17 protein-coding genes are annotated in these 21,211 nt (G+C 60.2%); 8 read left to right on the top strand and 9 right to left on the bottom strand.

Going from position 1 to position 21,211, the window contains the following annotated elements; genetic code table 11:
• The first annotated feature begins 251 nt into the window (after nucleotides 1-251).
• Nucleotides 252-1,490: a bifunctional glucose-1-phosphatase/inositol phosphatase gene (gene agp, locus EIEH_RS07030; RefSeq protein WP_015871264.1), complete on the top strand. Its 1,239-nt coding sequence runs from the start codon at nucleotides 252-254 to the stop codon at nucleotides 1,488-1,490.
• A 335-nt stretch (nucleotides 1,491-1,825) separates the two neighbouring features.
• On the opposite strand, the gene EIEH_RS07025 is transcribed toward agp, so the two are convergent.
• The gene (locus tag EIEH_RS07025) at nucleotides 1,826-2,509 is read right to left on the bottom strand and encodes a DUF2931 family protein (RefSeq protein ID WP_107775280.1); all 684 of its coding nucleotides are present in this window, start codon (nucleotides 2,507-2,509) and stop codon (nucleotides 1,826-1,828) included.
• 197 nt (nucleotides 2,510-2,706) lie between these two features.
• Here EIEH_RS07025 and ydgU point away from each other — a divergent pair, with 197 nt between their 5' ends.
• Nucleotides 2,707-2,871, top strand: coding sequence for a small membrane protein YdgU (gene ydgU, locus EIEH_RS20190; RefSeq protein ID WP_455709139.1), 165 nt, complete (start codon nucleotides 2,707-2,709; stop codon nucleotides 2,869-2,871).
• 79 nt (nucleotides 2,872-2,950) lie between these two features.
• On the top strand, nucleotides 2,951-3,763 hold the full coding sequence (locus tag EIEH_RS07020) for a trypsin-like serine peptidase (RefSeq protein WP_015871261.1): 813 nt from the start codon (nucleotides 2,951-2,953) through the stop codon (nucleotides 3,761-3,763).
• A gap of 17 nt (nucleotides 3,764-3,780) precedes the next feature.
• On the opposite strand, the gene hrpA is transcribed toward EIEH_RS07020, so the two are convergent.
• The 4 genes from hrpA to EIEH_RS07000 form a co-directional block, all read right to left on the bottom strand.
• Nucleotides 3,781-7,665 carry an ATP-dependent RNA helicase HrpA gene (gene hrpA / locus EIEH_RS07015; RefSeq protein ID WP_015871260.1) on the bottom strand — a complete coding sequence of 1,295 codons (3,885 nt, stop codon included), beginning with the start codon at nucleotides 7,663-7,665 and terminating at the stop codon, nucleotides 3,781-3,783.
• A gap of 147 nt (nucleotides 7,666-7,812) precedes the next feature.
• A complete protein-coding gene (locus tag EIEH_RS07010; protein ID WP_012848608.1) occupies nucleotides 7,813-8,139 on the bottom strand; it encodes a YdbL family probable chaperone protein in 327 nt (108 codons plus the stop codon).
• A 9-nt stretch (nucleotides 8,140-8,148) separates the two neighbouring features.
• Nucleotides 8,149-8,343 (bottom strand): YnbE family lipoprotein, encoded by a 195-nt coding sequence (locus EIEH_RS07005; protein WP_012848609.1) that lies wholly within the window; start codon nucleotides 8,341-8,343, stop codon nucleotides 8,149-8,151.
• Nucleotides 8,336-10,939, bottom strand: a complete 2,604-nt coding sequence (locus tag EIEH_RS07000; protein ID WP_015871259.1) for a YdbH family protein — start codon at nucleotides 10,937-10,939, stop codon at nucleotides 8,336-8,338. Before EIEH_RS07000 ends, EIEH_RS07005 begins: the two co-directional genes overlap by 8 nt.
• Nucleotides 10,940-11,141: 202 nt before the next feature.
• Between EIEH_RS07000 and EIEH_RS06995 the strand changes: the two genes are divergently transcribed.
• A complete protein-coding gene (locus EIEH_RS06995; RefSeq protein ID WP_015871258.1) occupies nucleotides 11,142-12,134 on the top strand; it encodes a 2-hydroxyacid dehydrogenase in 993 nt (330 codons plus the stop codon).
• Nucleotides 12,135-12,203: 69 nt separating this feature from the next.
• On the opposite strand, the gene EIEH_RS06990 is transcribed toward EIEH_RS06995, so the two are convergent.
• Complete coding sequence (locus EIEH_RS06990; protein ID WP_035609101.1) at nucleotides 12,204-12,410, bottom strand: glycogen synthase; 207 nt, start codon at nucleotides 12,408-12,410, stop codon at nucleotides 12,204-12,206.
• A gap of 290 nt (nucleotides 12,411-12,700) precedes the next feature.
• On the opposite strand from EIEH_RS06990, the gene EIEH_RS06985 reads away from it, so the two are divergent.
• Nucleotides 12,701-13,120: an META domain-containing protein gene (locus EIEH_RS06985; protein ID WP_015871255.1), complete on the top strand. Its 420-nt coding sequence runs from the start codon at nucleotides 12,701-12,703 to the stop codon at nucleotides 13,118-13,120.
• Nucleotides 13,121-13,134: 14 nt separating this feature from the next.
• On the opposite strand, the gene EIEH_RS06980 is transcribed toward EIEH_RS06985, so the two are convergent.
• The gene (locus tag EIEH_RS06980; protein ID WP_015871254.1) at nucleotides 13,135-13,392 is read right to left on the bottom strand and encodes a putative hemolysin; all 258 of its coding nucleotides are present in this window, start codon (nucleotides 13,390-13,392) and stop codon (nucleotides 13,135-13,137) included.
• Between the two features lie 189 nt (nucleotides 13,393-13,581).
• Here EIEH_RS06980 and EIEH_RS06975 point away from each other — a divergent pair, with 189 nt between their 5' ends.
• Entirely contained in the window at nucleotides 13,582-14,235 is a 654-nt protein-coding gene (locus EIEH_RS06975) for an MgtC/SapB family protein (RefSeq protein WP_015871253.1), read from the top strand.
• A 39-nt stretch (nucleotides 14,236-14,274) separates the two neighbouring features.
• On the opposite strand, the gene EIEH_RS06970 is transcribed toward EIEH_RS06975, so the two are convergent.
• Nucleotides 14,275-14,607, bottom strand: coding sequence for a DMT family transporter (locus EIEH_RS06970; protein WP_015871252.1), 333 nt, complete (start codon nucleotides 14,605-14,607; stop codon nucleotides 14,275-14,277).
• Between the two features lie 197 nt (nucleotides 14,608-14,804).
• Between EIEH_RS06970 and nifJ the strand changes: the two genes are divergently transcribed.
• Both nifJ and aegA read left to right on the top strand, forming a co-directional pair.
• Nucleotides 14,805-18,335, top strand: coding sequence for a pyruvate:ferredoxin (flavodoxin) oxidoreductase (gene nifJ / locus EIEH_RS06965; RefSeq protein WP_015871250.1), 3,531 nt, complete (start codon nucleotides 14,805-14,807; stop codon nucleotides 18,333-18,335).
• Nucleotides 18,336-18,698: 363 nt separating this feature from the next.
• Entirely contained in the window at nucleotides 18,699-20,735 is a 2,037-nt protein-coding gene (gene aegA, locus EIEH_RS06960; protein WP_015871248.1) for a formate-dependent uric acid utilization protein AegA, read from the top strand.
• Nucleotides 20,736-20,835: 100 nt separating this feature from the next.
• Here the strand turns inward: aegA and EIEH_RS06955 are convergent, their stop codons facing one another.
• A complete protein-coding gene (locus EIEH_RS06955; protein ID WP_015871247.1) occupies nucleotides 20,836-21,147 on the bottom strand; it encodes a DoxX family protein in 312 nt (103 codons plus the stop codon).
• Between the last annotated feature and the right edge of the window lie 64 nt (nucleotides 21,148-21,211).

The raw sequence follows: 21,211 nt of genomic DNA, 5'->3' as shown, positions 1-21,211 counted from the left end.
ACCTAAAACGCTGACTTATTCAGAATCCCAACCGCCCTATCTGGTTATAAAGAGGCAGCCATGCTGATAAATGGAAAGAAAAAACCGCGGGCTGATGGCGTTAATTCGCCTCCGCCGTCCTCGCCTCATGACGAGCGCCGGAAATAAAGCATAAACGCAGCGTAGGTGTAACTTTGCGCTATGGAGCCAGGTAAATTATCGCCAACCCGCCACACTTTTGCGGCGTATTAAAAAAGCGTAAGGAGTTGGGGATGAAAAAACAGACAGTCGCTGTCACGGTCGGTACACTGCTGGCAGTCTGTGCCGTACAGGCACAAAGTGATCCGCAGGGATATCAGCTGCGGCAGGTGTTGATCATGAGTCGGCACAATCTGCGTGCCCCGCTGGCCAATAACGGGAGCGTGCTGGAGCAATCAACCGCCAAAGCCTGGCCGCAGTGGGATGTACCGGGCGGACAGCTCACCACCAAAGGTGGCGTGCTGGAGGTGTACATGGGGCACTACATGCGTGCATGGCTGATGCAGCAGGGACTAATCAGCAGCGGAGACTGCCCTGCACCCGATTCGGTATATGCCTATGCCAACAGCCTGCAGCGTACCGTTGCCACTGCGCAGTTCTTCATTACAGGCGCGTTTCCGGGGTGTGATATCGCGGTGCACCACCAGGATAATATGGGCACCATGGATCCCACGTTTAACCCGGTGATTACGGATGCCTCTCCGTCGTTTCGCGAACAGGCGCTGAAGGAGATGGAGAGTGAACGGAAGAAAATACACCTTACTGATAGCTATAGGCTGCTGGCACAGATCGTGAACTATAAAAACTCTCCCGTATGCAAAGAGAAGCACTTGTGTTCGTTGGCTGACGGAAAAGATCGTTTTAGTGCCAACGTTGGACAGGAGCCGGGTATCTCTGGGCCGCTGAGGATCGGCAGTTCGATGGTAGACGCATTTATCCTGCAGTATTACCAAGGCTTCCCGGCGGATCGGATCGCATGGGGAGAAATCAGCACCGACTTGCAGTGGCGACGACTGGCGCAGCTGAAAAACGGCTATCAAGACAGTCTGTTCACCTCCCCGGCGGTGGCGCGTAACGTCGCCAAACCGCTGGTAAAATACCTGGATAAGGCGCTGGTGGCCGACGCGGCGAAAACGCCGAAGATAACTCTATTGGTGGGACATGATTCTAACATCGCCTCGCTGTTGACGGCGCTTGATTTCAGGCCATACCAGCTGCATGACCAGTATGAACGTACGCCCATCGGCGGAAGAATCGTATTCCAGCGCTGGCGGGATACGACAAAAAACCAAGATATGATGAAAATTGAGTACCTGTATCAAAGCACCCGCCAGCTACGCGATACGACACCCCTGACGCTGACATCGCCGCCGCAGCGGGTGACGCTTGAGCTCAGCGGCTGTCCGATAGATGCCAACGGCTTCTGCCCGGTCGAGCGATTTAATGCGGTGCTTAACCAGGCGGCGCAGTAGACCCCGGTCGCCGGAGAGAACATATCAATATTACCCGGGTGATTTTAGCGTGTGACAAAATGGTAAATGCGCGAGTTGGTCAGGGCATTTTTAACCATCGGATCGCTTATCATGATGATGTTACCCACAGCCAGCCCCCCTCTTTGGCCGCTGCCATCGCATGCGTTGAAGCTATTGTCTATGCGCCTACAAATCTCAGTGAGAGAAACAACGTCGTCCAGGCCAGGTGGGAGCGAAGCTGCAAATGCGACAGCTAAAAATATTGAAGTTTAACCCGTCAAAATAGCCAGATTGATGCTCAAAAAGATCCTTCTGATTTTGCTGATCGTTACGCCCTACCAGTTACCATACGGATAGTGTTTTCCCTTAATAAAGTCACGGATAAAGGGATCGTAACCATTAGCTTCGATGTAACTGAAATCAATCCAGCTGGGAACGTTTTTGCATATCAGCATATCATTCCCCGTCAGGGTAAATTGGCGGGCAGGATGCTGTAGTACTGCAGGATTACGATTGTCTTTTAACCATACTCTAACTGTCCCTCCGGGAGGCAGGCCAATAATCATTTTGTCCCGGTAATACGTTTTTCCCGGACAATAGGTATCAGGATAGGCCGCGAGCATCTGCTGCCACGTCTCCCGGCTGAACCAGATCTCCGTCTCATACGCCTTTTTATCGATAACCGAGTCCCAGCACACCGTCATCCTGACCGGCAGCGCCTTACCGATATTAAAATTGGCCGAAAAGCCGCCCACGCGCTGGCTCCATGTCCCCACGCTGCTCTGACTGGGTTCGGTCGGATCCAGTCGCCGGAAGATACTCTCCCGAATATCCCCGTCCTCCAGATACACCATCGTTACCAGCGCTGGCAGGTTTTTCGGGTGAAAAAAATTAAACTGCCAGTGGTCGTAAGGCAGCGTCTTCCCCCACAGCTCCACGCCGTCTCCCAGCGGCGTTTTCACGTCCGCGCGGCGGTCATGGCAGCCGGCAATCAGTATGACGCCCAGCATAGTTACCATCAGCGCTGCTCGTATTGGCGGGCGAAATCGGGTGGTGGTCACATAGCCCCCCTTGCCCGGTGCGCCAGGTGTTTTTCTTCTTCCCTGAAGAATGGTGGTGACTCTCCAGCAGCGGGAGGTGTCAGGAGAGGAGGTATAAAAATCATATGTATGTTGTAACTAATATAATGTTCAGGTGACAGCGTACAAAGGGTTACATGCCGAAACCATTCCATCACAGTCGGAGCGCGGCCAATCTTCTACCATTATCCTATCGCCCCGTTCTGAACCTGGGTACTCCTATGTTTCGTCACTATCGCTTCGAGCTGTTGATGCTATTGCTCATTCTGTGCGCCATCATCGCAGCCTGTTTTTATGTTTAGCTGCATCAGATGACGTGCATAGTGCACCGTCGATTGACTACACTGTTGATAAATAACACGACGATTCACGGAATTAACCATGCGCTTCCCTGCCCTTTTGAGTATTACGCTGTTATTGACTCTCTGGCTACCGTACGCCGCCCTGGCAGATGATGGGTTAACCCCCTATCAGCAGCGGCAGCTGTTTTTTGGTCACGACGATCGCGATCGTGTCAGTGAGGTTAATGACTGGCCGTGGAATGCCATCGGTCAGGTTGAAACCGCCAGCGGCAATCTGTGTACCGCCACTCTGATAGCACCGCGCTGGGCGCTGACGGCGGGCCACTGCCTGCTGGCGCCGCCAGGGAAAACCGATCGCGCCGTGGCGCTGCGCTTTATGTCTCATGACGGCAAGTGGCGCTATCAGTCACGTCATCTACAGACGCAGGTCAATCCGCAGTTGCATAAAAAGCTCAAGGCCGATGGTGATGGCTGGATCGTTCCACCTACGGCGGCGCCGCAGGATTATGGATTGGTGGAAATCACGGCGGGTCCCCTGCCCGATCTGCGTCCACTGCCGGTATGGCAAGGGACGCCGAAAGCGCTGAGCGCGGCGCTGAAGGCGCAGCGTCGACAGGTCACCCAGGCTGGCTATCCGCAGGATCATCTGGATATTCTCTATCGCCACCGCGACTGCCTCATCACCGGGTGGGCTCAGAGCGGTGTGCTGAGCCACCGCTGTGATACGCTGCCGGGCGACAGCGGATCACCGCTGCTGATGCGTCAGGCGACCGGATGGACGCTGGTCGCGATCCAAAGCTCGGCGCCGGCGGCAGAAAACCGGGCGCTGGCCGATAACCGCGCCGTCGCCGTTACCGCGATTAACGCGGGGCTGCAGCGCCTGATGCACTGATGCCCCGGGCGGCGTGGCTATGGCTGCTCCGCCGCCTCCATCGCCTGCAGGATACGCTTGTCTGACACCGGATAGGGCGTACCCAGCTGCTGGGCAAAATAGCTGACGCGCAGCTCCTCGATCATCCAGCGGATAGCCTGCACCTCCGGCGCCTGACGCCGTACCGGCGGCAGACGGTTAAGCCACTGCTGCCAGGACTGATGTACCTGTTCAACGCGCAGCATCTGGGCCCGATCGCGGTGCGGGTCGATGCCCAGCTTCTCCAGGCGACGTTCGATGGCATGCAGATAGCGCTCCACATCCGCCAGACGATCCGCGCCGGTGGCTGTGACAAAGCCCCGGTAGATAAGCCCGCCCATCTGCGCCTTGATATCGGAGAGGGCCAGCGCCATCGTCATGTCCACCCGCCCTTTCAGACGCTTATTGATGCCGTTGGCACAGGTCAGAATGCGCTCGACCTGTGCGGCAATCGCGACAACCGTCTCATTCAGCGCGCCGCGCACCCGCTCATGCAACATCTCAAACGCCGTGGTCTCCCAGACGGCGCCACCGTGGCGCGCCACCAGCGTATCCACGCCGCAGGCGATACAGTCGTCGATCAGCTCCAATACCTTGCCATAGGGATTAAAATAGAGCCCCAGTTTGGCCTTGTTCGGCAGCTTTTCATGCAGATACTTCACCGGAGACGGAATATTCAGCAGCAACAGCCGGCGCAGGCCGGTGCGCATCGCCTGCTGCTGCTCCTGTTCGGTCTCAAAGAGCCGGATCGCCACGCTCTCTTTCTCATCCACCAGCGCCGGGTAGGCCTTGATGGCATAACCGCCGCGCTTTTGTTCATGGCACTGCGGCAACTGGCCAAAGCTCCACAAATGCAGCCCCGCTTGCTCAAGGCCATCGTCCGCCACCGCCGACAGGGTTTGCTGCACGCGATCCTTCAAACGCTGCTTCAGTGCCTCCAGCGATTTACCTTCGGCCAGTGGCCGGTTACGATCGTCCAGCACCCGGAACGTTACGCTCAGGTGATCGGGCAGCTGATCCAGCTGCCAGTCATCACGTGACACTGTCACACCCGTCATGCGGCGCAGCTCACGCTCCATCGACTCCAGCAGCGGCAGCTCAAAGGGCGTCGCACGGGCCAGGAAGGCATCGGCATAGTTGGGAGCAGGCACAAAGTTACGCCGCTGCGGCTTCGGCAACGACTTGATCAGCGCCATCACCCGCTCACGGCGAATGCCGGGGATCTGCCAATCGAAATCACTGTCCCCGATCTGATTCAGGATCGCCAGCGGAATATGCACCGTCACGCCGTCGGCATCCGCGCCCGGCTCAAACTGATAGGAAAGACGCAGGCGAAAGTTGCCCTGCTGCCAGGCGTTGGGGTAATCCTGCGCGCTGATGCGGGCCGCCCCCTCTTTGATCAGCATCGACTTCTCAAAGTTGAGCAGCTCGGGCTGCGCGGCCCCCGCTTTCTTCCACCAGCTGTCGAAGTGCCGTACCGACACCACCTCTTGACCGATCCGGCGGTCATAAAAGGCAAACAGCGTCTCGTCATCCACCAGAATATCGCGGCGCCGCGACTTGTGCTCCAGCTCTTCGACCTCGCTGCGCAGGCGCTGATTGGCGCGCATAAAGGCGTGCTTTGTCTGCCACTCCCCCTGAACCAAGGCATGGCGGATAAACAGCTCCCGGCACAGCAGCGGATCGATGCGCCCGTAGTTGACCCGCCGCTCGTTGACGATCGGCAGACCATACAGCGTGACCTTCTCGCTGGCCATCACCGCACCCTGGCTTTTCTCCCAGTGCGGATCGCTATAGCTGCGCTTAATCAGGTGCTGTGCCAAAGGTTCGATCCACTCCGGATCGATACGGGCAGCGACGCGTCCCCACAGGCGGGAGGTCTCCACCAGCTCCGCCACCATCGCCCACTTGGGCGGCTTCTTAAACAGTGACGAGCCGGGAAAAATGGCGAAACGAGCGTTGCGCGCGCCGGTAAACTCCTGCTTTTCGACATCTTTCTGCCCGAGGTGGGAGAGCAGACCGCTCAATAACGCGCAGTGCAGCGCCCGGTAATCGGCGGGAGTACTGTTAATATGGAATCCCAGCGATTTCACCGACTGACGCAGCTGGGTATAGATATCCTGCCACTCACGTACCCGCAGATAGTTGAGAAACTCGCTTTTACACAGCCTGCGCAGCTGGTTGGCAGAGAGCGCCTGCTGCTGTTCGCGCAGATAGTTCCACAGATTGACCAGCGCCAGAAAGTCGCTCTCTTTATCGCTGAAGCGACGGTGTTTCTCATCCGCCGCCTGCGGACGGTCGGCAGGCCGTTCACGCGGGTCTTGAATCGACAGCCCGGCGGCGATCACCATCACCTCGCGCAGGGCGCCGTTGCGCTCCCCTTCGATCACCATACGTGCCAGGCGCGGATCGATGGGCAGCTGCGCCAGCTGGCGTCCCAAAGCGGTCAGCTGCTGGTGTCCACGGGCATTGACCGTGACCGCCCCCAGCTCTTCCAGCAGGCGCACCCCATCCTGAATATTGCGCTTATCCGGTGCCTCGACAAAGGGGAAGGCGGCAATATCGCCCAGCCCCAGCGCCGTCATCTGCAGGATCACCGACGCCAGGTTGGTGCGCAGGATCTCCGGATCGGTAAAGGCAGGACGCGACAGGAAGTCCTGTTCATCGTACAGCCGGATACAGATCCCGTCGGAGACGCGGCCGCAGCGCCCTTTACGCTGATTGGCCGACGCCTGGGATATCGGCTCAATCGGCAGCCGCTGAACCTTGGTGCGATAACTGTAGCGGCTGATGCGCGCCGTACCGGGATCGATAACATATTTGATCCCCGGCACCGTCAGCGAGGTCTCAGCCACGTTGGTCGCCAGTACAATGCGTCGTCCACTATGGGCGTGAAAGACCCGGTTCTGCTCGGCGGCGGACAGGCGGGCATACAGCGGCAGCACCTCGGTATGGGACAGCTCAAGGCGGGTCAGCGCGTCGGCGGTATCGCGGATCTCTCGCTCGCCGCTCATAAAGATCAGAATATCGCCCGGCGCCTCATGGCGCAGCTCATCCACTGCATCGATAATTGCCTGAGTCTGATCGCGATCGCCTTCGCCATCGGCGATAGGGCGGTAGCGAACTTCAACCGGATAGGTCCGTCCGGATACCTCGACGATCGGCGCATTATTGAAGTGGTGGGAGAAACGCTGCGGATCAATGGTCGCCGAGGTAATGATCACCTTGAGGTCGGGACGCCTGGGCAGCAGCTGGCGCAGATAGCCCAGGATGAAGTCGATGTTCAGGCTGCGCTCGTGGGCCTCATCGATGATCAGCGTGTCATACTGCATCAGCAGGCGGTCCTGCTGGATCTCCGCCAGCAGGATCCCATCGGTCATCAGCTTGACCAGCGTGTTGTCGCCGACCCGATCGCTAAAGCGTACCTTATAGCCCACGCAGCTGCCCAGCGGGGTATCCAGCTCATGGGCGATACGCTCTGCCACCGAACGGGCCGCCAGGCGGCGCGGCTGACTGTGACCAATCATCCCGCGCACCCCACGCCCCAGCGCCAGGCACATTTTGGGCAGCTGGGTGGTTTTACCGGACCCGGTCTCCCCGGCGACAATCACCACCTGATTATCGCGGATCGCCGCCAGCAGTGCCTCGCTCTTCTGGCTGACCGGCAGCCCCGGCGGATAGCTAATCGCCGGACAGGCGGCGCGCCGGTTGGCCGTCGCCTGACGCGCCCGGGCGATCTCCTCCGCCAGCGTCGCGGCGGTCGCCTGCAGGGTATCGGGTTGGGTGATCTTATTGGCGCCCTGGAGACGGCGCATCAAACGCTGGCGATCGCGCAGCATGACATCATCAAGCTGGTCGGCCAGCGCATCAAGCGGGGATTTCACGTTCAGAATTCCTTGGAAAGGCGCCGGTGCGATACGCATTCGCCCGGCGCGGCAGTTGATATCCTGTTATCTCCCTATCTTACCACAGACGGGCGCGGGGTCAGAGTGTGACAGGGCTCGCACTTTACCCCCGACCTCCGGCGCTGATCACGGCTTGCGCAGCCACATGCCGTTAATGCCCTGCACGTAGTCGCCGGGCCGGGCGCGGGCCACCAGCTTTTCGCCCGCCAGGCGCGCTACGCTGTCGCGACTGACGCCGTTGCTCTGCGCCAGCGCCTGATAGCTTTCCGCCCGCCCCCGGTTGACCCGAGCCACCAGCGCCAGCGTCTCGGCGTCCTGACTGCGGGCGGCCAGATAGCCGCTGAGGGTCTCCCCGACCCGCCCGCTAGCACGGGCCTCATCCAGCGTTACCGCCCGCAGCGGCAGACTCAGCGCCAGCGCGGCGCAAAACAGCAGAATCCGATAACGTTTCACCCTTCCTCCTCAGAACAGTCCGGGCTTGGACTTCAGCAGGGTTTCAACCTCTTTATCCAGCGTAATGTGAATGTCATGCTCAATCTTCACGTTCATATTGATGGTGATAGGCTGGGTGGGTGCCGCGACCTCGATGCGCGGCGTACATCCTGTGGCCCACAGCGCCAGCAGCAACGCCGGCAGCGCAAAATTACGGTTACTCATGCTGACTCCTCGTTGCCCGGGAGAGGCGGGACTGCAGCCACTCCTGTACGTTATCGCCGAAGCGCAGGCTGCGCCACAGCTGGAATACATTCTCCTGCTGGCGGTAGTTGAGTTCGATAACCCGCCGATGGTCCTTCTGTCGATTAATGCCGTAAAGCGTCGCATCCAGCGTCAGCTCCCCCAGATTACTGAGATCGATCCAGGTGTGGGAGCGCCCCACCTCCAGATAGCGCAGCCAGTCAAGGGCCGCACCGCCGATGGGGTTATTGCTGACGATGGCATCCACCATATCCTTGTCCAGACGCAGCGTGACGGGACGGGCGTTACCCAGCCAGCCGCGGTGAATAATCCACTGCGGATTATGCAGATAAAACGGCAGCTCGCCATCCACCTTGCCCGACAGGGCAAACTGCTTCACCTTCAGCGCGGTGATCAGCTCACTCAGCTCAATATTATTCAACCGCAACAGCGTGGGCTGATGCTGCGGCAGACGCAGGCTGGAAAAACCGGCCTCGCCCCCCAGCATGTCGGTCGTCACGTCGCTCAGGATCAGCGGGTAGCTCTCGTCATATGGGTAATAACCCTGTAGATCGGCGCGGATCTTCCGCAGATCGAACTGATTGACCAGTCGATCGATACGCAGGGTGACCGGCGTATGCGGGCCGAGCTGCCAGCGACTGTCGTGCAGCCGGTAAGGCAGCGTCAGATCCATTCCGTCCACCGTGCCATCCTTTAGCCACAGACCAACGCCCTTGGCCTGCAGATGCCCCCCGGCGACAAACCCCTGCCCACGCGCCGCCGAAAAGGCCGCCTGGGCATGGAATTGCCCCTCGCGCAGGCGTACCCCCAGCGAGGGCGTCAGCAGCGGCTGAAAGAGCGTGACCGGCTGGCTGTCCCACCAGGCCTGACCGCGCAGACGTGTACCATCCCAACGTCCATCCAGCCGGATCGGACCGATGGCGTCGGCACGCAGATCGCCGCGCAGCTGCATCGCTGCGGGCGATTCGCCCTGCGCCGTCAGCTGGAGGCGCGGCGTGGGCAGATAACCACCGTGAGTAAAGTCAATCCGCTGGGCGGCAAGGGAAAACCCGGCGCGGAATGCCGCATGCTGCGACGCCCGCCGCCATATCAGCGGCTGGGTCAGGGTCAGACGCGGGCGGACGACACGTGCCAGCCCATAGGTCAGGCGATCGAAGCCGGCGGAGAGATAGTCCAGGTGCAACGCATCACCCTGCCATGCGCCCTGCCCGCTAACGTCCCAGCGCGCCCGTAGCGGCGGCATCTGCCCTTTTCCCCAGTAATGCCAGCGCCAGAGCCCCTTATCGGGGCGAAACGCCTCGGCCTGGCCGTCCAGGTGCAGCTGCCCCTGTCCCCAGTAACGGTGGCTGACGCGCAGAATGGCCTGGAGACGCCCGCTGACGCCGTCGCGGCTGACGCACACCCCCGCCAGCGGCCAGCGCACCTCCTGCAGGGTGGTCTGGGCATCGGTTTTACCCCAGATGCGCAGCAGCGTGCCCGGCAACAGCCTCAGGGTGGGATCCCCGGGCGTACCGCTGACCTGTGCATTGAGGGCGGCAGAAAGCGACAGTCCGCCATGATTGACCAGGCCGTTCAGGCGCAGGGGAAAAGCCCGCTCCTGAAAATCCAGCCGCCCCGGCCCCAGCTGCATCACCATGTTGGCCTTTCCCTGCGTCCCCCGCGTCAGCATATTGACCCGTCCCCGCAGCTGGGTATGTCGCCATCCCTGTAGCCAGTCGCGCAACTGCAGCGCAACACCGCCCTGCAGCGGCTGAGGACCATAGGGCCAAAACCACTGCCCGCCGCTGACCGTCAGCACGCCCTGCTGCTGCTGCCAGGGCAGATCGACCAGCGGACGGGAGTGATCCGGCGTGTTGAGCAGCAGGCGCCCCCCCTGATGCTGCCAAACCAGCCGTAGGCGCAGAGGGTGCGGTAGCCCGGACAGGCGAAACTGCGCCTGCAGCAGCCCCGCCGGTGGCACGGTCGCAAGATCCAACCCCAGCGCTATCTTCCCCTGTAGCTGCAGGGTATCATCGAGCTGCGGCAGCCGCAGCAGCAGCGAGCGGACGCTCAGGGCCTGATGCTCCAGCGCCAAATCCAGCGTCAGCTGCTCACCGTCCAGGCCGATACGCTGGGATCCGTCCTGATTATTCAGCCGCAGCGTCCCGCCATAGCGCTGCCACGGCAGGATACTGAGACGCCCGATGGTCAGGGTCAGGGGCGGAAGGGAGTGCTGCAGCGAGGCGAGCGATGGCATGGCGCCCCCGCTGGGCGCGGCGGAGAAACAGCGACTGTCCAGATCGACCGTATCGGCATTGAGCTGCCAGTGTGAATGGCGGTAACTCAGCGCCGCGCCGCGTAGACTCAGCAGCGGGCACGCTGCCTGATGGTAGTCCAACCGAGGTAACCGCAGGGCGCCGTCGGACCAGTATGGCCGGGAAGGGATCACCACATCGGCGCCCGTCGGCAACCAGGGATGCAGCGCCGCGGACAGCCAGTAGGGCGAGCTCCACCATGCCGCTACACCGCCCGACAGTAAAACCGCAGCGCCTATCGCACCGACATGTCGCTTTTTCACTCGTACTCTCCACCCGCTACGCCACGGCGCCGCACCATACCATACTTACCAGTTTAGCTAAATATCCCTTGATAGAAGTGGATTAATCTCTTTCCATTCAAGCTCCTAACGGAAAAAATGATTTACATCACACTTCCCCTGTCATTTGGTCCACCTACCTATTTTTGCTATGATGATCACAATTTCAGCTGGGAGAATATTGATGAAACTCGCCATCTACAGCACCAAACAATACGACCGAAAATATATTGAGCTGGTAAACAAGCAGTTTGGCTTTGAACTGGAGTTTTTTGACTTTCTGCTGCGCCCTCAGACGGTGAAAACCGCCCAGGGGTTCGATGCGGTCTGCATTTTTGTCAACGATGACGGCGGACGCGAAGTGCTGGAGCAGCTGGCGGCCATGGGCATTCGTATCGTCGCCCTGCGCTGCGCCGGTTTTAACAATGTCGATCTGAACGCCGCCAAAGCGCTGGGTATCGAAGTAGTCCGCGTACCGGCCTACTCGCCAGAGGCAGTCGCCGAGCATACCGTTGGCATGATGCTGACCCTTAACCGTCGAATTCACCGCGCCTATCAGCGCACCCGCGACGCTAACTTCTCGCTTGAGGGGTTGATCGGATTCAACATGCATAACCGTACCGCCGGCGTTATCGGCACCGGGAAGATCGGGATCGCCACGATGCGCATCCTCAAGGGGTTCGGGATGCGTATCCTGGCATTCGACCCCTACCCCAACCCACAGGCGCTGGAGCTCGGCGCGGAGTATGTCGATCTGAAAACCCTGTATGCCCAGTCCGACGTCATTACCCTGCACTGCCCGCTGACGCCGGAGAACCACCATCTGCTAAACCAGGATGCCTTTGCCCATATGAAAGACGGGGTGATGATCATCAATACCAGTCGCGGCGCCCTGATCGACTCTTGCGCCGCTATCGATGCGCTGAAGCAACAGAAGATCGGGGCCCTGGGCATGGACGTGTATGAAAATGAGCGCGATCTGTTCTTTGAAGACAAATCCAACGATGTGATCCAGGACGACGTGTTCCGCCGCCTCTCCGCCTGCCATAACGTGCTGTTTACCGGCCACCAGGCTTTCCTGACCGAAGAGGCATTGACCAGCATCTCACTGACCACCCTGCAGAACATCGATGATCTGATCCATCATCGCCACTGCCCGAATCGCCTGAACGCCTGATAGCTGTACAGCCATGACACACAAAAACCGCGTACGGCGGTTTTTTTGTTCACAACTTTCGGCAGCGGCCTATACTAGTGTCTCCTGCGTATAGCGCTGGCGATAGTAGGCGAGACGCTCTTTGAACAGCGCCCGCTGTTTCACCGTCATATTTCCCTGTACCTCGGTCGCACTGATATTGCGCCCCTGTGACTCCATCATTGCAATACTGCTGGCCAGAAAATCCATGGTATTTGTGCTAAACGCAGCCGTCGGCCGGTCGGATACCATCACCATTCGCACACTCCTCTTTCTGTATTGGTGCTGATGCCAATTGCCTGTCAAAATCATCGCCGGCGTCCGTACTACCGCGGACACCGGCGACCGGCGCAGAAAACGCGCCGCACATTGCGCTACGGCAATCGCGGGCAGACGGACATCGTGCCCGTCATCGCTCTTGTCTCGCAGGGTTGCCGTGCGGATAATAAGTATAGATGAGACAGCGAAAACTGCCGTGAAAAGCAAGGCATCATTGCATTTATTCCACGCCATACACACAGGCAGTCCCTCTGGAGAGAGAAACCGACATGAAAAGGATCCTGACCGTCCTGCTGTGTAGCCTGGCCGGTGCCTGCAGCGCCCCGCCGACGGCACAACAGCTGCTGCACCATCGCTATGTTCTGCAGGCTATCGATGACCATCCCCTCGTGGAAACGACGGCGACCCGCGCGCTGACGCCGGATCTGGAGTTTGGCGAGAAGCTGTGGGTCAGCGCCAGTCTGTGCGGTCAGCTGAGTGGCCAGGCCACCCTGCGGCGGGGCACGCTGCGCATCGCTGAGCTGCAGCGCACACCGGCTCCCTGTCCCGATCCTGTCTGGCAAACGGCGCAGCATCGTCTGGAGACGATGCTGCGGTACGGCGCCCGGCTCACGCTGCAGGGAGATACGCTGGAGCTGCGCGATGCGCAGGGATTGCTGTTACGCTATAGGCTACGCGACTGGATGTAGCGTCTGCCGTACGATCAGTTGGGACAGCGGCCGCCGATCACACCCCGCTCTGTGCAGCGCTTACCGTCCGGCAGCTGGCACTGTACCAGCGACGTCCCGTCCAACTGATGCGCGAGCGCAACCTCGCCGCCAACCAGTGCACATCCCTCTCTCAGCGCCGCACTGGCGGTGATATTCTGCCGCACCTCGGCCGTCTGCAGCACGGGCTCGCAGCCACAACCTGATAGCATCAAGGCCAGCAGCCCCCCGACCCCCAAAGCAACCCCTCTCATTCCCATCTCTCTCCTGACATAAAACGTAACGCTTTGCCCCCCTCACCAACGCATTCGGGCACCATCAGCGCAGGGCAAGCATGCGGGATATTTGTTACCATAGTCCTACAGGCCAAGAATAGCGTGGCATGGGTTTTTACGCCGAATACTGGTGGAAAACAAGCAGGTAGATAACAACAAGAGGTTAGCATGGTCACCGACTTATTGCTTCGCGTCGCCCTGGCAGGGCTACTGGGTGGCTTAATTGGCCTTGAGCGCCAGCTACGGGCTAAAGAGGCCGGGCTGCGTACCCATATTTTGGTCGGCATCGGCAGCGCGCTGTTTATGATCGTCTCCAAATATGGCTTTACCGATATTCTCACACTCTCCCACGTCGAACTGGATCCCAGCCGTATCGCCGCGCAGGTCGTCTCCGGCATGGGGTTTCTTGGCGCGGGGACCATTATCATCCAGAAACAGGCCGTTAAAGGGCTGACGACTGCTGCCGGCATGTGGGTGACGGCCGCGATCGGGCTGGTGATCGGCAGTGGGCTGTATGAGATTGGTATTTACGGTACGCTGATGACACTGACTGTACTGGAGCTGTTTCGCCAGCTGAGCAATCTCCTGCTGGGAGAGCACCGCAGTCTGATCATCCATCTGCCGCCTGAAAAGGTCAGCGCGCTGCTGCTGACACTGCAGCAGCTGAATCTGAAGCCAGAGCGCCCATCGCTGCGCCAGCAACAGGATGAGGCGCTGTGTGAGATCCGTCTGGAGGTCACCCTGCGCCCCCGGCAGCGCGTCGGCGAACTGTATCAACAGCTACAAAAGATTGATGCCGTACGCTTTCTCGAAATCCGCTGAGCACCGCCCAGGGCGGGCAAAGCGATTGCAGAATGTAACTTAATGTGCCGATGTGTGGGAGAATAAATTGATCACCAGCACGCCCCCGACGATCATTGCCATCCCCAGCAGCGCCGCCCAGTCGAGCGCCTGCTGGTACAGCCAGTAGGCGGCCAGCGAGACCAGCACGATGCCCATACCGGACCAAACCGCATAGGCGACACCCAGCGGAATGCTCTTTACCACTTGAGAAAGTCCCCAGAAAGCAATGGCGTATCCAATAACCACCACTAGGCTAGGGCCTAGTCGGCTAAAGCCATGGGTCGCTTTCAGAGCGGTCGTGGCGATAACCTCGGCACCGATCGCTATCGCCAGATACAGATATCCATTCATTTATTCATCCCGTTAATGTTACGCGTATACGGCGCAATTCTATCCGGCACCGACGCCGGCGGCAATCCACCCGCAGACACATTCATTCATCACCTGCCAGAACAACCATTTGCCATAAAACTGATAAGGCGCTGAAATCGCATTTGCTAGAATCCTGTTAATAATAACATCGCAATGTGAAGCCAAAGGTAACCTTCATGATCACCATTGACGGTAACAGCGCAGTGGCGTCCGTGGCCTATCGGGCCAGCGAAGTCATTGCCATCTATCCGATTACCCCCAGTTCAAGTATGGCAGAGCAGGCCTCCGCCTGGTTTGCCGACGGTCGCCGTAACATCTGGGGGGATACCCCACGCGTCGTGGAGATGCAGTCTGAGGGCGGTGCCATCGCCGCCATACACGGCGCGCTGCAGACAGGGGCGCTGGCCACCAGCTTTACCTCATCTCAGGGACTGTTGCTGATGATCCCCACCCTGTATAAGCTGGCCGGCGAGTTAACCCCCTTCGTTCTGCACGTCGCCGCGCGCACCGTCGCCACCCATGCGCTCTCCATTTTCGGCGACCACTCCGACGTCATGGCGGTGCGCCAGACCGGCTGCGCCATGTTGTGCGCCGCCAGCGTGCAGGAGGCCCAGGATTTCGCCCTGATAGCCCATATCGCCTCTCTCAACAGCCGTCTGCCGTTTATCCACTTCTTCGACGGTTTCCGCACCTCTCACGAGATCAACAAAATCGTGCCGCTGGCCGACGATACGTTGCAAAATCTGCTGCCGGTGCAGGCCATTGCCGCCCATCGCGCCCATGCGCTGACCCCGGATCAGCCGGTGATCCGCGGGACCTCAGCCAACCCGGACAGCTATTTTCAGGCGCGGGAGGCCAGCAACCCGTGGTACGACGCCGCCTATAACCATGTGGCCGAAGCCATGCAATCTTTCGCCAACCAGTGTGGGCGCCACTACCAGCCGTTTGAATACGAAGGCGATCCCGATGCCACCCGGGTCATCATCGTGATGGGCTCTGCCTGCGGTACCTGCGTCGAGGTGAGCGATATGCTGCGCGCGCGCGGTGAGAAGGTGGGCGTATTGAAGGTGCGGCTGTACCGTCCCTTCTCTGCCCACCATCTGCTCGCTGCGCTGCCCCTCTCGGCGCAGCGCATTGCGGTACTCGACCGCACCAAAGAGCCGGGCGCGTTGGGCGAGCCGCTGTACCTGGACATCATCGCCGCGCTGGCGCAGGCGGTCAGCAGCGGAGAGCGTACCGTACTGCCGCTCACCATCGGCGGACGCTACGGCCTTTCCAGCAAGGAGTTTGGCCCCGACTGCGCCCTGGCGGTGTTTGAGGAATTGGATACCCCACGCCCCAGATCACGCTTTACCGTCGGTATCAACGATGATGTTACCCACCTCTCCCTGCCGCGCCGGGTGGATGTCCACCCTGTGAGCAACCGGCTGGAGGCGCTGTTTTATGGACTGGGCAGCGACGGCACTGTCTCGGCGGCGAAGAACAATATCAAGATTATCGGGAACAGCACGCCGCTGCATGCTCAGGGCTACTTTGTCTATGACTCCAAAAAAGCCGGCGGCCTGACCGTTTCACATCTCCGGGTGCGGGAAACGCCCATCCACTCCGCCTATCTGGTAGAGCAAGCCGACTTTATCGGCTGCCACCAGTGGCAGTTTATTGAACGCTACCAGATGGTTGAGCGTCTGCGTCCAGGGGGGATCTTCCTGCTGAACACCCCTTATGCCGCTGATGAGGCGTGGGTACGGCTGCCCCAGGAGGTGCAGGCACTGCTCAATGCCCGCCAGGCTAAACTCTACGTTATCAACGCCGCCCGCATCGCCCGCCAGTATCGGCTCGGCGCCCGTATCAACACCGTTATGCAGATGGCCTTTCTGCACCTCAGCGGTCTGATCCCCAACGGCGGGGCCCTGCCGCTGCTACAGGATGCCATCGCCCTCAGCTATGCCAATAAAGGACAGGAGATCATCGAGCGCAACTGGCAGGCGCTGGGGGCGGTAGAGAGTGCCCTGTACGCCGTTCCCCTGCGTCCGGTCGATACCGCGAGCCCCCGCCGGCCGCCGATCGTCGCCGACCAGGCACCGGACTTTGTCAAAGCGGTTACCGCCACCATGCTGGCCGGACTCGGAGACAGCCTGCCAGTCTCCGCCTTCCCGCCGGACGGTACCTGGCCCGTCGGCACCACCCGCTGGGAGAAGCGCAATATTGCCGAGACCATCCCCATCTGGCAGCCCGCCCTCTGTACCCAGTGTAACCACTGTGTCGCCGCCTGCCCCCACGCGGCGATCCGCGCCAAGGTGGTCACACCCACGGCGCTGGAGCACGCGCCGGCCACGTTGGAAAGCCTGGAGGTCCGCGCCCGCGATCTGCGCGGCGAGCGCTATGTGCTGCAGGTTGCGCCCGAAGACTGCACCGGCTGCAACCTTTGTGTAACGGTCTGTCCGGCGGCGGACCGTCAGGATCCCGACGTCAAGGCCATCAATATGCAGCCACGTCTGGAGAACCTGGCGCGGGAAAAGGCGCATTACGACGCGTTTCTGGCCCTGCCGGAGATCGATCGCCGTCGCCTGGAGCGCATCGATATTCGCACCTCACAATTGATTTCGCCGCTGTTTGAATACTCCGGCGCCTGCTCCGGCTGCGGGGAAACCCCCTATATCAAGCTGCTGACCCAGCTGTTCGGCGATCGTATGCTGATCGCGAACGCCACCGGCTGCTCCTCCATCTATGGCGGCAATCTCCCCACCAGCCCCTATACCACTGATACTCAGGGACGGGGGCCGGCCTGGGCCAACTCGCTGTTTGAGGATAACGCCGAGTTTGGCCTCGGTTTCCGCCTGAGCACCCAACAGCACCGCCAGCGGGCGCTACGCCTGCTCAATGCGCTGGCCGGACAGCTGCCGACGACCCTGGTCACGGCGCTACAGCAGGAAGAGACGTCCAGCGAGATCCGGCGCCAACAGATAGCGGCACTGCGCGCGGCCCTGACGACACTCTCCGATCCGCAAGCCCAGGCGCTGGCGCAGACAGCCGATGCCCTGGTAGATAAATCCATCTGGCTGATTGGCGGCGACGGCTGGGCCTACGATATCGGCTTTGGCGGGTTGGATCATGTACTGAGCCTAAGCGAAAACGTCAACGTACTGGTCCTGGATACCCAGTGCTACTCCAATACCGGCGGACAGCAGTCCAAGGCGACGCCGCTGGCGGCGGTCACCAAGTTTGGCGAACTCGGTAAACGCAAGGCGCGTAAGGATCTCGGCGTCAGCATGATGATGTACGGTCACGTCTACGTCGCTCAAATTTCGCTGGGCGCCCAGCTCAACCAGACCGTCAAGGCGCTGCAGGAGGCCGAATCCTATCCGGGTCCATCGCTGGTGATCGCCTACAGCCCCTGTGAGGAGCACGGCTACGATCTGGCCGACAGCCATGAGCAGATGAAGCGCCTGACGACCAATGGATTCTGGCCGCTGTACCGCTTTGATCCGCGCCGCAGCGCTGAGGGACAAAACGCCCTGACGCTGGACTCCCGGCCGCCCAGCGGCAATCTGGCACAAACGCTGCTGGCCGAACAGCGTTTCCGTCGTCTGAACAGCCTGGCGCCGCAGGAGGCACAGACTCTATACCGCGAGGCAGAGGATAACCTGCGGCAGCGTTTCGCCCTGCTCAGCCTGCTGGCGGGGAAAGCCCCCCCCGCCGCAGAGTGACCCACCGGTGCTGCCCATCGGGCAGCACCGCCTTTACTTTTCGGTTATATTTTCAACATCGATTATCACTTTGCGCATAGAAAAACGCCTCCCGTGTCACAGTGATAATCGTGATAAATAATAAAGAAACATTCAGATTAATTAATTTGCCATGTTATTTTGATGCAACGCATCATTTCCCCATTTTTAGCGATTTTTTAATCAATTCATAACAAAAACTGTGATACATTGCGCAGCCGTCAGGTTTCATTGCGCAGCCGTCAGGTTTCCTTGTCGTTAATAAATGTTTTCCAGTCATTTGTGCACGCGATGTGCATATATCCCAAACATGTTGTCTCCTTTTCGTCTTTGGGTGAGGTCGTTATGAATCGTTTTGTCATTGCCGATGCCAACAACTGCATCGGTTGCCGTAGCTGTGAAGTCGCCTGCGTAATGGCCCACAACCACGGTGAGCATGTTCTCACGGCGGCGCAGTTTCAGCCGCGCATCCACGTTATCCACCGCGGCGATCGCCGCACCGCGCTGCTGTGCCGTCACTGCGAAGATGCGCCCTGTGCCAATGTCTGCCCCAATGGCGCCATTGAAAAATACAACGACAGCATCCAGGTCAGGCAGGAGAAATGTATCGGTTGCAAAACCTGCGTCGTCGCCTGCCCGTTTGGTGCCATCGAGGTGATTACTCAGTCCGACCCGCGCAGCAATCACCCTGACAGCGTGCGCGCCAACGCCCATAAGTGCGATCTGTGTGACGGGGTAGCCGATAGCCCCTCCTGCGTCGCTGCCTGTCCCAGCAATGCCCTGCAGCTGATCAGCGAAGACTCCCTGACCCGGCTGCGTCAGCAGCGTCAGCTGCGCGCCGTGTTCAACGAGCAGGCCGGACGGATATTTAACGGCAGCGCGGCGGCCGATGCCCGCGGTGCCGCACTCGGCGGCAGCGGCGGCAGTAAGGTGGCGCTGATGCGTCAGACCCCACCGCGCCAGGATCCGGTCAAGATCGCACTGGCTATCCGCAAAGCCCGCTTCGACGAAATCTACCCAACCTTTGCCCCCCAGCAGGCGCAGGCGCAGAGCGAACGCTGCCTGGCCTGCGGCACCCACAGCGTCTGCGAGTGGACCTGTCCGCTGCACAACCATATTCCGCACTGGATCCGCCTGGTAAAAGAGGGGCGGATCCTTGAGGCCGCCGAACTCTCCCACCAAACCAACTGCCTGCCGGAGGTGACCGGCCGCGTCTGTCCGCAGGATCGCCTGTGCGAGGGCGCCTGTACGCTGGGGACAGAGTTCGGCGCCATGACCATCGGCAACATTGAGCGCTACATCAGCGACAGCGCCTTCGCCCTGGGCTGGCGCCCCGACCTCTCCTATGTCAGGCCGGTCAACCGTCGCGTCGCCATAGTCGGTGCCGGCCCCGCCGGACTGGGCTGCGCCGATATTCTGGCCCGTAACGGCATTCAGGCGGTGGTGTTCGATCGCCATCCGGAAATCGGCGGCCTGCTCACCTTCGGTATTCCGGCGTTTAAGCTGGATAAATCGATCCTGGCGCGGCGTCGGGAGATCTTCAGCGATATGGGTATCGAGTTCCACCTGAACACGGAGGTGGGACGTGACGTCACCCTGGAGCAGCTGCTGTCCGACTTTGACGCTGTGTTTATCGGCGCAGGTACCTACACCTCCATGCAGGCGGGAATAGAAAACGAGCAGGCGCCGGGGGTCTATGAGGCCCTGCCATTCCTGATCGCCAATACCAAACAGGTGATGGGTCTGCCGCCCAGCGATGATGAACCCTATATCAGCATGGAAGGTAAGCAGGTAGTGGTGCTGGGGGGCGGCGATACCGCCATGGACTGCGTGCGCACCTCCATCCGCCAAGGTGCCACCCGGGTAACCTGTGCCTATCGCCGCGACGAGGCCAATATGCCCGGCTCGAAAAAAGAGGTGAAAAATGCGCGTGAAGAGGGGGTCGAGTTCGAATTTAACGTGCAGCCCCTCTCCATCGCCGTCGACGGGCAGGGCAAGGTCTGCGGGATCCACATGCTGCGCACCGCGCTGGGCGAGCCAGATGCCGCTGGACGCCGCCGTCCCAAACCCATCCCCGGATCTGAGTTTCTCATGCCGGCCGATGCGGTGGTGATCGCCTTCGGCTTCACCCCGCACTCCATGCCGTGGCTGGAGGCGCAGGGAGTAAAAGTTGATCGTGCGGGGCGTATCATCGCCCGCGTAGACAGCGATATCCCCTATCAGACCAGCCATCCGCAGATCTTCGCCGGTGGCGATGCGGTACGCGGCGCCGATCTGGTGGTCACCGCCATCGCCGAAGGGCGCCACGCCGCCGCCGGCATGATGCGCTACTTTGGCGTTGAGACGCAGCGTCCGCGCATCCGCCCGCAGGATGTCGCCTGATCGCAGATGCGTTGCCCGCGAAACAGCGGGCACAATCTCCTTTAGCTCGGGGGAGCGGCTCGAATCAGAATCGAACCGCTCCCTTGTCCATCAGTGCGACTCAGCGCCGTATCCGTATCAGTAGCCCTGCGGCCAGTATCAGGGCCAGCAGCAGCATCCCCCACTCACCAAAACGCAAATGGGTCTGCAGGGCACCCAGCATCAGCAGCAGCAGCCCTCCCGCCGCCCAGCGCCGCAGGCGGCTCAACAGTCCCAGCGCCCCCAGGGTCTCGGCCGCACCAACCGCATACATAAACCACAGTGGATAACCCCAGCGGGCAAACGCCGCCTGCTCAAACCCCAGCCCTGCCAGCTTCGCCACGCCGGAGGCCAGAAAAATCATCAGCAGTCCCCATGTCAGAGTCCGTTGCATTCCTCCCCCTCTTTGCTCTGTTTTGTATTAATTATTACAAAATATAACAACAGCTACGGCGGCG

This window comes from Edwardsiella ictaluri ATCC 33202, assembly GCF_000264785.1.
Classification (GTDB): domain Bacteria; phylum Pseudomonadota; class Gammaproteobacteria; order Enterobacterales; family Enterobacteriaceae; genus Edwardsiella; species Edwardsiella ictaluri.
This window is presented reverse-complemented; position numbering and strand designations above follow the sequence as displayed.

Excerpts from the sequence above, each read along its gene's own strand:
- agp (WP_015871264.1), top strand. The coding sequence starts at position 252 with ATGAAAAAACAGACAGTCGCTGTCACGGTCGGTACACTGCTGGCAGTC.
- EIEH_RS07025 (WP_107775280.1), bottom strand. The coding sequence starts at position 2,509 with ATGGTAACTATGCTGGGCGTCATACTGATTGCCGGCTGCCATGACCGC.
- ydgU (WP_455709139.1), top strand. The coding sequence starts at position 2,707 with ATGCCGAAACCATTCCATCACAGTCGGAGCGCGGCCAATCTTCTACCA.
- EIEH_RS07020 (WP_015871261.1), top strand. The coding sequence starts at position 2,951 with ATGCGCTTCCCTGCCCTTTTGAGTATTACGCTGTTATTGACTCTCTGG.
- EIEH_RS07005 (WP_012848609.1), bottom strand. The coding sequence starts at position 8,343 with ATGAGTAACCGTAATTTTGCGCTGCCGGCGTTGCTGCTGGCGCTGTGG.
- EIEH_RS06995 (WP_015871258.1), top strand. The coding sequence starts at position 11,142 with ATGAAACTCGCCATCTACAGCACCAAACAATACGACCGAAAATATATT.
- EIEH_RS06990 (WP_035609101.1), bottom strand. The coding sequence starts at position 12,410 with ATGGTGATGGTATCCGACCGGCCGACGGCTGCGTTTAGCACAAATACC.
- EIEH_RS06985 (WP_015871255.1), top strand. The coding sequence starts at position 12,701 with ATGAAAAGGATCCTGACCGTCCTGCTGTGTAGCCTGGCCGGTGCCTGC.
- EIEH_RS06980 (WP_015871254.1), bottom strand. The coding sequence starts at position 13,392 with ATGAGAGGGGTTGCTTTGGGGGTCGGGGGGCTGCTGGCCTTGATGCTA.
- EIEH_RS06975 (WP_015871253.1), top strand. The coding sequence starts at position 13,582 with ATGGTCACCGACTTATTGCTTCGCGTCGCCCTGGCAGGGCTACTGGGT.
- EIEH_RS06970 (WP_015871252.1), bottom strand. The coding sequence starts at position 14,607 with ATGAATGGATATCTGTATCTGGCGATAGCGATCGGTGCCGAGGTTATC.
- nifJ (WP_015871250.1), top strand. The coding sequence starts at position 14,805 with ATGATCACCATTGACGGTAACAGCGCAGTGGCGTCCGTGGCCTATCGG.
- aegA (WP_015871248.1), top strand. The coding sequence starts at position 18,699 with ATGAATCGTTTTGTCATTGCCGATGCCAACAACTGCATCGGTTGCCGT.
- EIEH_RS06955 (WP_015871247.1), bottom strand. The coding sequence starts at position 21,147 with ATGCAACGGACTCTGACATGGGGACTGCTGATGATTTTTCTGGCCTCC.